Source organism: Jannaschia sp. Os4, assembly GCF_016820245.1.
Classification (GTDB): domain Bacteria; phylum Pseudomonadota; class Alphaproteobacteria; order Rhodobacterales; family Rhodobacteraceae; genus Jannaschia.
The window spans coordinates 167,356-181,878 of sequence record NZ_JAFCAR010000004.1; the positions used below are offsets into that span (position 1 = coordinate 167,356).

Annotated in this window: 14 protein-coding genes and 1 tRNA gene; 5 read left to right on the plus strand and 10 right to left on the minus strand. The window is 73.3% G+C overall.

Annotation, left to right across the window (positions count from 1 at the left end; translation table 11 throughout):
* Positions 1–208 precede the first annotated feature (208 nt).
* Genes JQC91_RS09720 through JQC91_RS09735 form a run of 4 tightly spaced genes read left to right on the plus strand, consistent with a single transcriptional unit; the run spans position 209 to position 4,487 of the window.
* Complete coding sequence (locus JQC91_RS09720; protein ID WP_203286635.1) at positions 209–505, plus strand: virulence factor; 297 nt, start codon at positions 209–211, stop codon at positions 503–505.
* Complete coding sequence (locus tag JQC91_RS09725) at positions 505–1,398, plus strand: methylenetetrahydrofolate reductase (protein ID WP_203286636.1); 894 nt, start codon at positions 505–507, stop codon at positions 1,396–1,398. Before JQC91_RS09720 ends, JQC91_RS09725 begins: the two co-directional genes overlap by 1 nt.
* A complete protein-coding gene (locus tag JQC91_RS09730) occupies positions 1,395–2,459 on the plus strand; it encodes a methyltetrahydrofolate cobalamin methyltransferase (protein WP_203286637.1) in 1,065 nt (354 codons plus the stop codon). The genes JQC91_RS09725 and JQC91_RS09730 overlap by 4 nt, the downstream gene beginning before the upstream one ends.
* A gap of 36 nt (positions 2,460–2,495) precedes the next feature.
* Complete coding sequence (locus tag JQC91_RS09735) at positions 2,496–4,487, plus strand: ASKHA domain-containing protein (protein WP_203286638.1); 1,992 nt, start codon at positions 2,496–2,498, stop codon at positions 4,485–4,487.
* On the opposite strand, the gene JQC91_RS09740 is transcribed toward JQC91_RS09735, so the two are convergent.
* Genes JQC91_RS09740 through JQC91_RS09755 form a run of 4 tightly spaced genes read right to left on the minus strand, consistent with a single transcriptional unit; the run spans position 4,484 to position 8,556 of the window.
* The gene (locus tag JQC91_RS09740; RefSeq protein ID WP_203286639.1) at positions 4,484–5,101 is read right to left on the minus strand and encodes an ATP-binding cassette domain-containing protein; all 618 of its coding nucleotides are present in this window, start codon (positions 5,099–5,101) and stop codon (positions 4,484–4,486) included. The two genes, JQC91_RS09735 and JQC91_RS09740, sit on opposite strands and share 4 nt — an antisense overlap.
* On the minus strand, positions 5,094–6,764 hold the full coding sequence (locus JQC91_RS09745; protein WP_203286640.1) for an ABC transporter permease: 1,671 nt from the start codon (positions 6,762–6,764) through the stop codon (positions 5,094–5,096). The genes JQC91_RS09740 and JQC91_RS09745 overlap by 8 nt, the downstream gene beginning before the upstream one ends.
* A gap of 1 nt (position 6,765) precedes the next feature.
* Positions 6,766–7,950: an ABC transporter substrate-binding protein gene (locus JQC91_RS09750; RefSeq protein WP_203286641.1), complete on the minus strand. Its 1,185-nt coding sequence runs from the start codon at positions 7,948–7,950 to the stop codon at positions 6,766–6,768.
* Positions 7,951–8,556 (minus strand): CDP-alcohol phosphatidyltransferase family protein, encoded by a 606-nt coding sequence (locus JQC91_RS09755; RefSeq protein WP_203286642.1) that lies wholly within the window; start codon positions 8,554–8,556, stop codon positions 7,951–7,953.
* A gap of 133 nt (positions 8,557–8,689) precedes the next feature.
* Between JQC91_RS09755 and JQC91_RS09760 the strand changes: the two genes are divergently transcribed.
* Positions 8,690–8,779 (plus strand) — tRNA-Ser (locus JQC91_RS09760).
* Here the strand turns inward: JQC91_RS09760 and JQC91_RS09765 are convergent.
* The 6 genes from JQC91_RS09765 to JQC91_RS09790 all read right to left on the minus strand — a co-directional run bounded on the left by JQC91_RS09765 (position 8,780) and on the right by JQC91_RS09790 (position 13,494).
* Positions 8,780–8,977 carry a hypothetical protein gene (locus JQC91_RS09765; RefSeq protein ID WP_203286643.1) on the minus strand — a complete coding sequence of 66 codons (198 nt, stop codon included), beginning with the start codon at positions 8,975–8,977 and terminating at the stop codon, positions 8,780–8,782. It abuts the tRNA gene before it with no gap.
* Positions 8,974–9,927, minus strand: a complete 954-nt coding sequence (locus tag JQC91_RS09770) for an oligopeptide/dipeptide ABC transporter ATP-binding protein (RefSeq protein WP_203286644.1) — start codon at positions 9,925–9,927, stop codon at positions 8,974–8,976. Before JQC91_RS09770 ends, JQC91_RS09765 begins: the two co-directional genes overlap by 4 nt.
* Entirely contained in the window at positions 9,924–10,907 is a 984-nt protein-coding gene (locus JQC91_RS09775) for an ABC transporter ATP-binding protein (protein WP_203286645.1), read from the minus strand. Before JQC91_RS09775 ends, JQC91_RS09770 begins: the two co-directional genes overlap by 4 nt.
* Positions 10,904–11,854 (minus strand): ABC transporter permease, encoded by a 951-nt coding sequence (locus tag JQC91_RS09780; protein ID WP_203287505.1) that lies wholly within the window; start codon positions 11,852–11,854, stop codon positions 10,904–10,906. Before JQC91_RS09780 ends, JQC91_RS09775 begins: the two co-directional genes overlap by 4 nt.
* A gap of 11 nt (positions 11,855–11,865) precedes the next feature.
* The gene (locus JQC91_RS09785) at positions 11,866–12,834 is read right to left on the minus strand and encodes an ABC transporter permease (protein ID WP_203286646.1); all 969 of its coding nucleotides are present in this window, start codon (positions 12,832–12,834) and stop codon (positions 11,866–11,868) included.
* A gap of 69 nt (positions 12,835–12,903) precedes the next feature.
* Positions 12,904–13,494: a hypothetical protein gene (locus JQC91_RS09790; protein WP_203286647.1), complete on the minus strand. Its 591-nt coding sequence runs from the start codon at positions 13,492–13,494 to the stop codon at positions 12,904–12,906.
* Positions 13,495–14,523: the final 1,029 nt, after the last annotated feature.

The window sequence follows — 14,523 nt, forward strand, 5'->3', positions numbered from 1 at the left end:
GGCTGACTCGGAGCTTGGGTTGACCCTAGGGTAATGCCTCGACCCCCGCCCGGGCAAGCGTCCCGACCGCGCCTCACCATTCCGTTGAACGTCTTTCACGGGCGCGCGACCGTCGCGCATGGGAGTCGCGGACCGTGCGCGCGGTGTCGCCTCCGGGCGCGGGGTCCGCCGGTCGCGGGCCTATCCGCAGGGAAACGGGAGGGCGCGCATGCCGGAGGTCACGGTCGTCTACTGGCGGGACATCCCCGCGCAGGTCATCGTCGGGCGCGGGCGCCGGGGCGCCAAGGCGCAGCTGGCGGAGCGGTTCGAGCAGGCGATCGACCGCGCGGCCATGCGCTCCGGCGCGGCGGAGACGGACGACTACCTCGCCGAATGGCGCAAGGTGCCCGAGGGCGAGCGCGAGGGCGATCCGGACGCGCTCGCCAAGGCGCGCGCCGAGGAGATCGAGGCGGATTGGGACGACGCGCGGCTCAGGGCCGTCGCCATGGCCGGGGGGCACGAGTGATGTTCGGATTGGGCAAGCGCGAGGAGGTGGACCGCGTCGACCCCGTGGTCGCGGCGTTCCTGCAGGGGTTCTCGATCGAGGTGATGCCCCGCACCGCCGAGAAGGTGGAGGACTTCCGCGCGATCCTGCCCGCCGGCACGCGCGTCTACGTCGCCCATATCGAGGGGACGCCCATCGAGGAGATGGTCGCCACCGCCGCGCGCCTGCGCAAGGAGGGGATGGAGCCGATGCCCCACTTCCCCGCCCGCATCATCGCCGACCGCGACACGCTGCAGGGGTGGATCGCGCGCTACCGGGCCGAGGCGGACGTGCGCCAAGCGCTGCTGCTCGCGGGCGGCGTGGCCGAGCCTGCGGGCGACTTCCACTCCTCCATGCAGCTCTTGGAGACGGGGCTCTTCGGCGCCTTCGAGCGGCTGCACGTCGCGGGCCACCCGGAGGGCAACCGCGACATCGACCCCGACGGGGGCGACGCGAACGTGTCGGACGCGCTGCGCTGGAAGCAGCGCTTCTCCGAGACGACGGACGCCCGCATGGCGCTCGCCACGCAGTTCGCCTTCGACGCGCAGCCGATCATCGCATGGGCCGACGCGATCAAGGCGGCGGGGATCGACCTGCCGATCCACATCGGCATCGCGGGGCCGGCCAAGCTCCAGACGCTCCTCAAGTTCGCCATCGCCTGCGGCGTCGGCCCGTCGCTCAAGGTGCTGCAGAAGCGCGCGGCGGACGTGACCAAGCTGCTGCTGCCCTACGAGCCCGACGAGGTCGTCGCCGCCCTCGCCCACCACAAGGCCGCGCATCCGGGGTTCGGGATCGAGGCCGTGCATATCTTCCCCCTCGGGGGCATCAAGACGTCGGCCGCGTGGCTCGACAAGCATACGAAAGTCGCCGCATGACCCGCACCGTCATCGAGTCCAAGACCCGCACCACCGTGATCGGCTTCGACGAGCCGTTCTGCGTCATCGGCGAGCGGATCAACCCGACGGGCCGCAAGGTGCTCAACGAGGAGCTGGAGCGCGGCGACTTCTCCCGCGTGGAGCGCGACGCGCAGGCGCAGGTGGCGGCGGGCGCGACGGTGCTCGACGTCAACTCCGGCGCGGTGTTCTCCAACAAGATGGCCGAGGACCCCCGCTACGCCGACAACAACTTCGTCGAGCCGGACCTGATGGAGCAGCTCGTCCGCACGGTGCAGGCCGTCACGGACTGCCCGCTCTGCATCGACTCCTCGGTGCCCGGCGCGCTGGAGAAGGGCCTCGCCGCCGCCGAGGGCCGCCCGCTCCTGAACTCCGTCACGGGCGAGGAGGAGCGCATGGAGCTCGTCCTCCCGCTCGTGGCCAAGTACGGCGTGCCGGTCGTCGCCATCTCCAACGACGACACCGGGATTAGCGAGGATCCGGACGTCCGCTTCGCCGTCGCCAAGACCATCGTGGAGCGCGCCGCCGACCACGGCATCCCCGCCCATGACATCGTGGTCGACCCGCTCGTCATGCCGATCGGCGCGATGGCCACCGCCGGCAAGCAGGTGTTCACGCTGGTGCGCCGCCTGCGCGAGGAACTGGGGGTCAACACGACCTGCGGCGCGTCCAACATCTCCTTCGGGCTGCCCAACCGGCACGGCATCAACAACGCCTTCCTGCCGATGGCCTTCCAAGCCGGTATGACGAGCGCGATCATGAACCCCGTCGCGCTGCCCGTGGGGCCGAAGAAGATCGCCGAGAAGAAGGCCGCCGTCGAGGCGGCGGGCGTCGTCCTGCCGGAGGGGATGGACGACGAGGCCTTCGTCAAGCTGTTCGGCATGGGCTCCACCCTGCCCCGTCCCGGCAAGGAGATGGAGGCGATCCGCGCCGCGAACTTCCTGCTGGACCACGACGACGGCGGCGCCGCGTGGATCGCGTTCAACAAGGATCCCGACGCGGCTCCCGGCGGGCGCGGCGGACGGCGGCGGCGCAGGGGATGACCCGCGGCGTGGCGCGCATGCGGGAGGACCGGGCGGATGGCTGACCCCCTTGTCGTCTTCATGCCGTCCGGCAAGCGCGGGCGCGTTCCCGTGGGCACCCCCGTCCTCGACGCCGCGCGCCGCCTCGGCGTCGACCTCGACAGCGTCTGCGGCGGGCGGGGCATCTGCTCGAAATGCCAAGTGGAGCCGGGATCGGGCGCCTATCCGAAGCTCGGCCTCACCGTGGACGACCACGCCCTGTCGGCCCCCAACGCGGTCGAGACCCGCTACGAGGAGAAGCGAGGCCTGAAGCCCGGCCGCCGCCTCGGGTGCCAAGCCAAGGTGATGGGCGACCTCGTCGTCGACGTCCCGCCCGAGAGCCAAGTCCACCGGCAAGTCGTTCGCAAGGCCGCCTCGGACCGCCCGATCACGATGGACCCTGCCACGCGGATGCACTTCGTCACCGTCGCCGAGCCGGACATGGACGCGCCCTCGGGCGACCTCGAGCGCCTGCGCGACGCGCTGCGCGCGCAATGGCAGGTGGACGACCTGACCGTCCCCCTGCCCCTGCTGCGCGGCCTCCAGACGACGCTCCGCAAGGGCGGCTGGCAGGTCACGGCGGCGGTGAACCACGACGAGGGCGCGCTCGTCGCCCTCTATCCCGGCTTCCACGAGCCCGCGCCGTTGGGCCTCGCCATCGACCTCGGCTCGACCACGATCGCCGCGCATCTATGCGACCTCGCCACCGGGGCGGTGCTGGCCTCGGGCGGCGTGATGAACCCTCAGATTCGCTACGGCGAGGACCTGATGAGCCGGGTCTCCTACGCCATGATGAACCCCGGCGGCGACGTCACCATGACCGAGGCCGTGCGCGCCGCGCTCGACGCGCTGGCCGTGGAACTGGCCACCGAGGCGGGCCGCGCGGCGGCGGACGTCCTCGAGACGGTGATCGTCTGCAACCCGGTGATGCACCACCTGCTGATCGGCGTGGACCCGGTGGAACTTGGGCAGGCACCCTTCGCGCTCGCCACCTCCGATGCCCTGCGCCTCGCGGCCCACGACCTCGGGATGACGTCGGCGGCGCCCGGCGCGCGCGCCTACCTGCTGCCTTGCATCGCGGGGCATGTCGGCGCCGACGCCGCCGCCGTCGCGCTCTCCGAGGCGCCGGACGAGGCGGACGAGCTGACCCTCATCGTAGACGTCGGCACGAACGCCGAGATCCTGCTCGGCGACCGCAACCGCGTCCTCGCCTGCTCGTCCCCCACCGGCCCCGCCTTCGAGGGCGCACAGATCAGCGCGGGCCAGCGGGCCGCGCCCGGCGCCATCGAGCGCGTGCGGATCGACCCCGTCACCAAGGCCGCGCGCATCCGCATCATCGGCTGCGAGGCGTGGTCCGACGAGCCGGGCTTCGCGGGCGAGATCACCGGGATCTGCGGCTCCGGCATCATCGAGGCGGTAGCCGAGTTGCGCCTCGCCGGGCTGATGGACCCGACCGGCCTGATCGGCTCGGCCGAGGCCACGGGCACGGACCGCTGCGTCGCGCAGGGCCGCACCCACGCCTACCGCCTGTGGTCGGACGGGGACCGCGAGATCCTTGTCACCCAAGGCGACGTGCGCGCGATCCAGCTGGCGAAGTCCGCGCTCTACGCGGGCGCGCGGCTGCTGATGGACGAGCTGGGTGTCGACCGCGTCGCCTCCGTGCGGCTGGCGGGCGCGTTCGGCGCGCACATCTCCCCGCTTCACGCGATGGTGCTCGGCATGATCCCCGACGCGCCCGTCGAGAAGGTCACCGGCGCGGGCAACGCCGCCGGGCACGGGGCGCGCATGGCGCTGTGCGATCGGGGCGCGCGGACGCGGATCGAGGTGCTGGTCCGCCGCATCGAGAAGGTCGAGACGGCCATCGCACCGCGCTTCGAAGAGCATTTCGTCGCCGCCAACGCCGTGCCCCACGCCGTCGATCCCTTCCCCGAACTGCGCGCGGCGGTGACGCTGCCGGAGGTGTCGTTCGGGGCGTCCGGCGGCGAGGGGCGGCGCCGCAGGCGGCGCTAGCCCAAGCGGACGACGCGCCCCCCGGCCGCCTCCGCGTCCGCCGCGTCGTGGGTCACCAGCAGCACGGGCACCCCCGCCGCCCGCGCCCGCGCGAACACGAGGGTGCGGATCGCCGCGCGCCGCTCGGCGTCGAGCTTGGAGAACGGCTCGTCCAGCAGCAGCGCGCGCGGCTCCGACAGCAGCACCCGCATCAGCGCGACCCGCGCCGCCTGCCCCCCCGACAGCGTCGCGGGATCGCGCCGGGCCGTCCCCTCCAGTCCGATCTCCGCCAAGGCCCGCTCGACCCGCCCCCGCCGGTCCCGCCGCCCCGGCATCCCGAAGGCGAGGTTCGCCCCGACCGACAGGTGCGGGAACAGCAGCGGGTCCTGATAGAGCAAACCGATCCGCCGCCGCTCCGGGGGCCAGCCCGTCACGTCCACGCCCCCCAGCCGCACCGTCCCCTCCGCCGCGAAGCCCGGCGCGAGGTCGCCGATCACGAAGTCCAAGAGCGTCGACTTCCCCGACCCCGACGGCCCCATCACGGTCAGCACCTCGCCCGCCCCCACCGTCTCGGACAGCGCGACCAGCGGCGTGCCCGCCCACGCAATCCGCACGTCCACCGAGAGGTCAGCCACGGCCCATCCCCCTGCGGTTCCGCCACGCCAGCGCGGGCACGAGCAGCGCCAAGGCGAAGGGCGCGAATGCCGCGCCCGCCTGCCCGATCCCCCACGCGCCGATGGCGCGCCGGTCGCCGCCGGCGGCCAAGGCCACCGCCTCCGTGGTCAGCGTCGCGGTGCGCCCGCCCCCGATCAGCAGGGTCGGCAGGTACTGCCCGACGCTCACCGCCATGCCGACCGCGACGGCCGTGAGGACGGGCGCGAGCAGCATCGGCAGCCGCAGGCGCCACAGCACCGCGTCCGGCCCGCGCCCCAGCCCCGCCGCCACGCGCGCCGTCCGGTCGTCCCACGCGCGCCACGGCCCGGAGAGAGACAGGAACACGTAAGGCAGCACGAACACCACGTGCACCGCCGTGACCGCGCCCCACCCGGCCGACGCCCCCAGCCAAAGCGGCAGCAGCGCGAGCCCAGGAAGGAAGGCGATCTGCGGCACCAGCAGCGGCAAGTAGAGCAGCCACAGCGCCCGCGACGGCCCGAGGCGGTGGCGGTGCTCCGCCTCAAGGCAGCCGACCACCAACAGCAGGGACGCCGCCGTCGCCGCCAGCGCGAGGCCGAGGGTCGCGCCCGCCACCTCCAGCATCTCCGGCCCGTGCCGCATCCACGTCCGCGCCGTCAACCCCTCGGGCCATGCGTCGGGGAACCGCCACCGCGCCGCGACCGACCACAGCGCCAGCGCCGCCAGCCCGCCCAGCACGCCGAGCGCCGAGACGAGGCCGAGCGCCGCGCCCGTCCCCCGCGCCGCCGCCTCGGGCAGGCCCCGCGCCCGGACGGTCCACGCCAACGCCGCGCGCGCCACGCCCCGCTCGCCGATCCGCCACGCCGCCAGCGCGCCCGCGACCAGCGCCAGCTGCACGACCGCCCCCGCCGCGCCCACCGCGCGCATGGCGAGGTCGGGGTCCACCATCCACCGCGTCACCTGCACCGACAGCGTCGGCGGCGTCGACGGCCCGAGGATCGCGGCCACGTCCACGTTGGTCATCCCGTAGACCAGCACCACCAGCACCGGCAGGCGCACCTGCGCATAGACCGTCGGGAACACCGCCTTCAGCCATGCCGCCACCCGGCCCTGCCCCAGAGACCGCGCGACGCGCAGGCGGCGGGCGGGGTCGGCCTGCGGCAGCGCGGCCAGCATCATCAGCAGCAGGAACGGCACCTCCTTGGCGATCAGCCCCGCCGTGAGGGCGAGGCCCCACGGATCCTGCACCACCAGCGCGTCGGGCGGGCGGTCGAGGCCCAGCGGCCCGGCGGCGACGCGCACGATCCACCCCGAGGGCGCGATCAGGAACGCGAGGCCCAAGGCCGCCGCCGCGTGCGGCACCGCGAGCAGCGGCGACAGAAGCCGCTCAAGCGCCCGCGCGACCGGCGTGCCGTGCCACCCCGCGAGCAGCAGCGTCGCCACGAGCAGCGCGCCCGCCGTCGAGAGCAGCCCGGAGGACAGCGACACCCCGGCGGCGGCGGGCAGGCCCGGCCAGTCCGCCACGGCCCGGAGAGGTGCGAGCGACCACCCCGTCAGCCCGGCGGCGGGCAGCCAGCCCAACGCGGGCAGCACCGTCCCCGCCAGCCCCAGCGCCACCGGCCCGGCGAGGACCAGCACGGTCAGGAGCGGCAGGGGGCGCAGCATGTCAGGCGCCGTAGCGCTCCACCCACTCGGCGGCGAGGCGCTCGGCCCACGACGGGTGCGGCTCCGGCAGGGCCTGCCCCAGCTCGGCGGGCGAGAGCGTGGCGATCCCGAGGTCCAGCGCCTCGAACCGCGCGCGGTCCTCGGGCGACAGGGCCTCCATGTCCAAGACCGTGCCGTAGCCCAGCACGTCCGGGTCCTGCGCCCGCGCCTGCGCCTCGGGCGAGAGCAGCTCGTTCGCCACCACCATCGCGCCCGCCGCGTTCGCCGCGTTGTAGGGGATCGCCACGAAGGACGCGTTGCCCAGCGTGCCGCCCTCCAGCACCGCCGTCCGCACCGTCTCGGGCAGCTCGAAGTTCGCGATCGCCGCCGTGGCCTCCCCCGGCGAGAAGGAGAAGGCGATGTCGATCTCCCCGTCGTTCATCAACTGCAACTGGCGCGGCCCGGTCTGCGGATAGGCCTCGCCCGAGCGCCACAGCAGCGGGGTCAACTCGTCCAGATAGGCCCAGAGCGGCGCGGTCACCGCGTCGTAGTCGTCCCCGGCGGCGGATTGCAGGACGGCGGGATCCTCCACCAGTTCGATGAGCAACTGCTTGAGCACCGTCGTCCCGAGGAAGTCCGGCGGCTGCGGGAAGGTGAACCGCCCCGGGTTGGCCCGCGCCCAGTCGAGGAGCGCCTTAGCCGAGCGCGGCACCTCGGGCACCGTGGCCGTGTCATGCATGACGACCACCTGCGCCATGGCCCAAGGGCTCTCGAACCCCTCGGTCGGCACGGTGAAGTCGGTCGTCACCGTCTTGCCGTCCACGTCCACGAGGCGCCAGTTCGGCAAGCTTTCGGCGAACGGCCCGAACAGCAGGTCCGCCTCCTTCATCGAAGCGAAGTTCGCCCCGTTGATCCAGATCAGGTCGACCGCGCCGCCGGCGTCCACGCCCGCCGCCTTCTCCGACAGGACGCGGGCCACCGCGTCCGCCGTGTCCGACAACTTCACGTGCTCCAAGGTCACGCCGTGCTCCGATACCTGCTCGCCGATCCACGCGATGAAGTCGTTCGTCGTCGTCGAGCCGCCCCACGCGTTCCAGTAGACGGTCTGCCCCTCCGCCTCGGCGAGCACGGCGTCCCAGTCCGTCGGGTCGGGCTGGTCCGCGAAGGCCGGCGTGGCGAGGAGGGCGAGGGCGAGGAGGGCGCGCATTCAGGATCCGATCGTGTGGCGGGCGTTGAGGACGCGGGCGGCGGCGGTCACGAGGCAGAGCGCCCCGAACCCCCATGCCAGCGGGGCGAAGAACTGAGGCAGCAGGCAGAGCAGGACGAAGAACAGGATCGTCTCGGTCCCCTCCAAGAGCCCGGCGGAGTAGTGCAGCGACTTGAGGCCCTGCTTCGTCGACTGGACCCCCCGCTTCGCCGCCATCACGGCGAGGCCGAGGAAGCTGGTCCCGTTGACGTAGAAGGCGAAGAGCAGGAAGGCGGCCGCCGTCGCGTTCGCCGGGTCCAGCACCGCGAAGGCCAAGGGCACCGCGCCGTAGAAGACGAAGTCGCACCAGATGTCGAGGAAGCCGCCGAGGTCCGTGCGCCGCGTGGCCCGCGCCACCGCCCCGTCCAGCCCGTCCAGCAGCCGCGAGGCCAGCAGCGGCACCAGCGCCCAGCCCGGCGCCCCCAGCGCGATCGTCAGCGCGGCGAGCAGCCCCAGCGCCAGCCCGGCCCACGTCACGGCGTCGGCGCCCACGCCCCGCGCGGCGAGGCCGCGCCCCAGCGCGTCCAGCGGCGGGTCGATCAGGCGGCGGGCGGCGCCGTCGAGCATAGGTTCGCCCCTCGGTTGCGTCCCGGCCCTGTTGCGCGATGCGCCCCCCGCCCCGCAAGCCCGCCTGACGCGCCCGTGATGGGCCGCGCGCCCCTTCCGTCGGGGCATCCCCCGCGCTAGCAGGCGCGGGACCGGAGACGTGGCAGAGTGGTCGAATGCGGCGGTCTTGAAAACCGTTGGCCGTTCACGCGGCCCGTGGGTTCGAATCCCACCGTCTCCGCCATCACCGCTCGTAGTCGGCGGGGTCGAAGGCGATCAGGTAGGCCCACGCGAGGTAGGCCGCCGCCGCTCCGAACACCCCGGCCCAGAGCCATTCGCCCCGCGCCGCCTCGAACGCCGCCCACGCCCCCGGCACCGCCACCGCGACGAGCCGCGCCCAGAGCGGGCGGAACGCCGGGTGGCGGACGTCGAGGAACCTCACGCCACGCCCTCCAGCCGAACCTCGCCCGCCCGGTGGCACGCCGCGCGGCCCGGCCCCACCGGCTCCAGCGCGGGGCGCTCCCGGCGGCACAGGTCGATCGCCAGCGGGCAGCGCGGGTTGTAGGCGCAGCCCGGCGGCGGCGCGATCGGGTCGGGGATCTCGCCCACCGGCGGCGGCACCTCGCGCCCGAACCCGTCCAGCTTGGGCGCCGCGTCGATCAGCATCGCGGTGTAGGGATGCGCAGGGCGCTCGAACAGCGTCGCGGGCGCCGCCTCCTCCACCAGCCGCCCGAGGTAGAGCACCCCGATCACGTCGGCCATGTGCCGGATCACCGTCAGGTCGTGTGAGATCAGCAGGAACGCGATCCCCGTCTCCTCCTGCAGGTCCTTCATCAGGTTGAGCACCTGCGCCTGCACCGACACGTCCAGCGCGCTCGTCGGCTCGTCCGCCACGATCAGCCGGGGGCGCGAGGACAGCGCGCGCGCCACCCCGATCCGCTGCCGCTGCCCGCCCGAGAACTCGTGCGGATAGCGCTGCGCGTCGATCGCCCGCAGCCCCACCCGCTCCAAGAGCGCGCCGGGCTCCACCTCCATCCCCCGCGCCCGCGCGGGCTCGGCCACGATGTCGCCCACCCGCCAGCGCGGGTTGAGGGAGGCGTAGGGGTCCTGGAAGATCATCTGCACGTCGGCGCGCGGCGCGCGCACCGCCTCGCCGTCGATCCGCACCTCGCCCTCCGAGGGCCGCAGCAGGCCCGCCACCATCCGCCCGATGGTCGACTTGCCCGACCCGCTCTCGCCCACCAGCGCATAGGTCCGGCCCGCCTCGATGGTCATCGACACGTCCGACACGGCGGTCAGCGACCGCTTCGGCTGCCGCCCGATCACCCGCTCCAGCCACGGCTTCGACACGTCGAACCGCCGCGTCAGCCCCTCCACCACCGCGAGGCTCATGCCGTCGCCTCCGCGCCCTCGCCCACGGGGAACCAACAGGCGGCGCGGGGATGCGCCCTGCCCACCTCCGGCCGGGGATCGCGGCGGCACACGTCCTGCGCCTTGCCGCAGCGCGGGTGGAAGGCGCAGCCGTCCGGCAGGCTTCCCGCGCGCGGCATCGCGCCGGGGATCTGCCACAGACGCCCCTTGCCCGCCGACGCCGCCGGCGTCGCGCCCATCAGCCCTTGGGTGTAGGGATGCTTGGGATCGGTCAGCACGTCGCGCACCGGCCCGATCTCCGCCAGCCGCCCGGCATAGAGCACCGCCACCCGGTCCGCCGTCTCGGCGATCACGCCCATGTCGTGGGTGATCAGCATCACGGCCGTCCCCCGCTCCCGGCAAAGCCGCTTCAGCAGCGCGGTGATCTGCGCCTGCACGCTCACGTCCAGCGCCGTGGTCGGCTCGTCCGCGATCACGAGGTCCGGCTCCGCGCAGAGCGCCAGCGCGATCACCACCCGCTGCCGCATCCCGCCCGAGAACTCGTGCGGCCACGCGTCCAGCCGGTCGGCGGCGGCCGGGATGCCCACCTCCTCCAGCGCCCGCACCGCGCGCTCCCGCGCCTCGCCCTGCCCGACCGGCAGGTGCCGCCGGATCGTCTCGGTCAGCTGGTCCCCGATGGTCATCAGCGGGTCGAGCGAGGTCAGCGGGTCTTGGAACACCATCCCGATGCCCCGCCCCCGCACGCCCCGCATCGCGTCCTCGTCGTTCGGGTCGAGCGCCTCGCCCTTCAGCGCGACCGTCCCCCCCGACACGTGCGCCGGCCGGTCCAAGAGCCCCATCACGGCGGCCCCCGTCATCGACTTCCCCGCCCCCGACTCGCCGACGACCCCGAGGATCTCGCCGGCCGCGATGTCCCACGACACCCCGTCCACGACCCGCAGCGTGCCGCGCCGGGTCGGGATGTCGACGGTCAGGTCGCGGATCGAGAGGGTCGGCGTCATCGGAGCCTCGGGTTCAGCGCGTCGCGCAGCCAGTCGCCCAGCAGGTTCACCGACAGCGCCAGCATCAGGAGCGTCGCCGCCGGGAAGAACAGGATCCACCACTCGCCGGAGAACAGGTAGTCCTGCCCGATCCGGATCAGCGTCCCGAGCGACGGCTGCGTCGGCGGCGCGCCCACCCCGAGGAAGGACAGCGTCGCCTCCGCGATGATGGCCAAGGCCAGCGAGATCGTCGCGATCACCAGCACCGGAGACAGCACGTTGGGCAGGATGTGCCGGAACAGGATCGACGGCCCCCGCCGCCCCGCCAGCCGCGCCGCCGAGACGTAGTCCTTGCGGCTCTCCACCATCGTCGCCCCCCGCACGACTCGCGCGAACTGCACCCAGTCCGACAGGCCGATGGCGATGATCAGCACCCAGATCGCCATGTCGTCGCGGTTCTGGACGGGGATCACCCCCTTGGCGATCCCGAAGATCAGCATCGCCACGAGGATCGACGGGAAGGTCAGCTGGATGTCCGCCACCCGCATGATGACCGCGTCCACCACGCCCCCGGCCCATCCGGCGATCAGCCCCAGCGTGATCCCCAGCACCATCGCGAAGGCCACCGCCATGAACCCGACGAACAGGCTGATCCGCATCCCGTAGAGGATGGTCGAGAACACCCCCCGCCCTTGGTCGTCCGTCCCCATGGGGAAGGTCGCGCCCGTGAAGTCGTTCGGCGTCATCGGCGGCGTGAACCCGTTCATCAGGTCGAGGGACGCCGGATCGAACGGGTTCGACGGCGCCACCCACGGCGCGAACACCGCCGACAGGATCAGCAGCGTCGACACCGCGAAGGCGACGATGGCCACGGGCGAGGTCCGGAACGCGTACCACAGGTCCGACTCGACCATCCGCCGCCACCGCGACGGCGGCTTGACCGGTGCGTCCGGCGGCACGTCGAGCATGGGCGCGTCCGTCATCGCTCCGCCCTCAGCCGCGGATCGACCCGCACGTAGAGCAGGTCCACGACCAGGTTGATGCCGACGAACATGACCGAGATGAACATCAGGTAGGCGGCCATCACGGGGATGTCGACGAACTGCACCGCGTTGATGAACAGCAGGCCCACCCCCGGCCACTGGAACACCGTCTCGGTGATGATGGCGAAGGCGATGATCGACCCCAGCTGCAGGCCCGTCACCGTGATCACCGGCACCAGCGTGTTCTTCAGCGCGTGGCGCAGGCGGATCGCGCGCTCAGACAGGCCGCGCGCCCGCGCGAAGCGCACGTAGTCGGCGCGCAGCTGCTCCAGCATCTCGGACCGCACCAGCCGCATGATCAGCGTCATCTGATAGAGCCCCAGCGTGATCGCGGGCAGAATCAGCGACTTCAGCCCCGAGACGGTCAGCAGCCCCGTCGTCCACCACCCGAGGTCCACCACCTCGCCCCGCCCGAAGGTCGGCAGCCACCTCAGCTGCACCCCGAAGACGTAGATCAGCAGGATGCCGATCAGGAAGGTCGGCAGCGAGACCCCGATCAGCGAGGCCGACATGATCGCGTTGGCCAGCACGCCGCGACGGTTGATCGCCGTGTAGATGCCCAGCCCGATCCCCAGCGCGATGGCGAAGACGCCTGAGATCAACGCAAGCTCCAGCGTCGCGGGCAGCCGCTCGGCGATGATGTCCGCCACGGGCCGCGCCTGCCGGTAGGAGATGCCGAAGTCGCCCTGCACCGCGCGGGCCATGAAGTCGAAATACTGCACGGGGAACGGGTCGTTCAGCCCCAGCCGCTCGCGCAGCCGCTCGATGTCCTCGACCGTCCGCTCCTGCCCCAGCATGGAATCGATCGGGTCGCCCACGAAGCGGAACATCGCGAACGCCACCAGCCCCACGGCCAAGAGCACGAGGACCGACTGCAGGATCCGGCGGAGGATGTAGGCGAACATCGCCCCCACCTTGCGCGGGGGCCGTGCGGGGTCAAGCGCGCCGGCGCCCGCCCCGCCCGCAGGGACGCGTCAGAGGCGCGGCAGCAGCCCCTCGCACCGCATGTCGCAGATGGCCGACCGCAGCTCGCAGATGACCGGATGGGCGTCGCAGGCGAGGTCCTCGAGGAAGCAGTCGAGGTAGCAGCCCGCCGTCGATCCGTCGGGCGGCACCCACCCCCCGATCACGCCGCCGAGCCCGAGGCCCCGGCCCCGCCCCGCGCGCCCGGCCAACGCCCGCATCATCGCCGGCGTGCGGTCCGCGCCCCGGTCTCGGCCCTCCGCCATGCGGCCCGCCCGACCGCCCCGCGCCCGCTGCCCGAGCAAGGCCAGCGCCGCCGCCGCCGTCGCGTCCTCCGGCGCGGCGAGCGTCAGGCGCATCATCGGGTGCGAATGCCCCTCGCACGGCGCCGACCCGATCCGCTCGGCCCGCTCGATGGCCGCGGCGGGGAACGCCACCCAGTCCGAGCAGCCCGCCTGCGAGACCATCACCGTCCCCTCCGCCTCGCCCGCCTTCACCATCACCTCCAGCGACGGCCCCCCGTCGCCGTCCTCCATCGTGCCGTCCGAGAGCGCCCGCGCGAGTTCCGCGCCGGACAGGGTCTGTCCTGCGTCGTCAGCCATGATCGCCTCCTGTGAAGATGACGTAACGTAAAGCAAGCTCGGCGATCCGTCCATGGCCGTGCCTGCGAACGCGGTTTGCCTGACGACCGCAGCCCGACCGTCGCCCCTCCCCTCACGCGGCGGCAAACGCGCGCGCCTCTCCCGACGAGGCACCGCGTCCCGGCGCGAGGGTGGCTCCGCCACCCGTCCCGCCTCCTCCTGGCCACCTCGGTCGTCGTCGATGGGAGGCGGGCCGCGACGGCCGCCGTCCACCCGCAGGGCGTCGCCCCCGCCGTCGGCGAACCGGTCTCCCTCACGCGACTGTCTTCGAGCCGCCGGCTCGCCCCGGCGTTCCGTCCGCACGCTGCGGACTCCCGCACCGAACGGGCCCAACCAGCTCCGGGAACCAGTTGCCCTGCGCGCATGCTTGTCCCGTTCCTGGCATGTTAAAGTTCGATGAGAGCCTCCGTATCGCTGGCGCTGCCGCGTCCGTCGCCGCCACCGGGAAGTTCGGCGTCGAAGGCGACGACCCCGCTCCGCTGCGCTCCGGCGATCCCCGTGGCGCGGCCAATGAGAACCATTTTCCGCCGGTCGCGGCACGAGGACCGCGGTGGAAGGCCCCCGCACGGTCATCCGCCCGAGAGACCGCGCGCCTATCCCTTCGGTGCTCGGCTCCACGGCGGGGGCTGTCCCGCTCGCTCACGGGACGATGCCGAAAGGATCGCCCCAAACGCCGTCGCCTTGCCCATCCCCGACGAACGACGGCGTGCCCGTTTCCTGCGGAATCACAAACCCTCGACGCAGCCGACCGCGCCGCGGTCGCGGCAGGGCCCCCGCTCTACCCCCCATACTCTAGGGCTGGCCCTCCGCCGGTCCCGCCGCTCCGGAGACGAAGCGCATCGGGCGTGGTGCGGCGTGCCCTGCCGCGGCAACGTCGAGAACGGGATCCCGTTCTCGCGCGACATCGGCAACGCGGCTCAGCCTGCCAGGGGCGCCCGCCGCCCGCGCGGCCTAGCGCCGCTTGCCACCGAACGCCGATCCTTGCCCCGT